The 1,276-nt window shown below is 43.0% G+C and carries 2 protein-coding genes; both read right to left on the bottom strand.

Annotated features, from left to right (window positions below):
• Nucleotides 1-103: 103 nt before the first annotated feature.
• Nucleotides 104-805 (bottom strand): replication initiation protein, encoded by a 702-nt coding sequence (locus ACSZO4_RS25575; protein WP_437891886.1) that lies wholly within the window; start codon nt 803-805, stop codon nt 104-106.
• A gap of 145 nt (nt 806-950) precedes the next feature.
• A partial coding sequence (locus ACSZO4_RS25580; protein ID WP_437891887.1) for a hypothetical protein occupies nt 951-1,276 on the bottom strand: 326 nt, incomplete at its 5' end.

Genomic DNA, 1,276 nt, shown 5'->3' on the forward strand with positions numbered 1-1,276 from the left:
CGACACCCATATCAAAACCGGTAACTCTCAACCTTTCAAGGTCAAGTGTCAGATCAAGTCGCGACTAATACAAATAAAAGGCTTGATGGGAAAAACCCCAAGTTCAGGCAGATTTATCAAGTATTGTGAAAATCAACTTGCCATTTTCATCCTGAGACATTGATGCCTTCAAAGGTGTGCTCTCATTAATATTCTTAAGTGCGGGATTAAGGAAGGTCCTTTTCATTTCTGCCATATTTGTGCGTTGCGACGCTGGCAACATGAACCGTTCTGATAGCCAGTCAGGTGTTGTGATCCAAATCCCTGACTGGCGATACTGGCAGAGGCTTTCATACAGACGTATTACTTTAACGCTCTTCAGCTTGCCGCAATCATAGAGGGAATAGGTGGTGAACTGGCTTGTAAGGCCCATCAGGTAAGGCATCACTTTGTAGTTAAACTCAATTTGCCATTTACCACGTCCACGTTTCAGACCAGCTTCAGCGAGCCAAGGGCGCTTGAGTTCTTCAAACTCACCTTCTTTGGGATAAAAGGTAACGTTGCTCTCAGCAAGGATATTTACACCTTTCTTAACATCGCCCGAGGCTGTATCCACACCAACTTTAAAATACTTCTGATAATCTGCGACTGTAATTGTGAATATTGGGGATTCTTCAGCTGGGTCTTCTTTGTTGAAATAACACTGCATCAGACACAACCACAAAACCCTTTTGGCCTGCAAAGGTAAATGATACGCAGCTTCAGTCAACTCGTTTGATTGACTGATGTTTACTGCCTTTTTTGTGATAGCAGTTGAAGTAGTCATTTTATGTATGGGAAGAATTTAACGTACCCACATCATGGCACGTTAACCCTGATTCGACAAGTTGAAACAACCAGTTATCCACAGCGTACTGCTTTCAATTTTAACTTGGGGTGTTTCCCATATTAACTTGTGGTGTTTCCCATAGCTACTTGGTGCCTTCCCCATAACAACTAGTCCTGTTTCCCATATCTAGTAGGGGTATTCCCCATATGAACTTGCTCTTTTTCCCATATACCCTCCTCTGCAAGTCAGTACTGACAAGGCTTGCAGCGATCCTAAAACGTTTAAAAAAAAGAAAATGTAGTAAAAAGAATAAAAATGCCTTTAAAAATAGCCCTGTGCATATGTGTCTAACCTCAATAATAACTTGGGGTATTTCCCACACTCTCTTCTCCAAGTAAGTATCCTCCGGCAGAGCCGGAGGCTTTAGGGTGAGCGCCTCAAAGGCGCCGACAAACCATGAGCCGCCCA

The sequence above is a fragment of the Phytobacter sp. V91 genome (assembly GCF_965644225.1).
In the GTDB taxonomy this organism is placed as follows: domain Bacteria; phylum Pseudomonadota; class Gammaproteobacteria; order Enterobacterales; family Enterobacteriaceae; genus CBFFRJ01.

Coding starts and splice junctions, on each gene's coding strand:
- ACSZO4_RS25575 (WP_437891886.1), bottom strand. CDS start 805: ATGACTACTTCAACTGCTATCACAAAAAAGGCAGTAAACATCAGTCAA.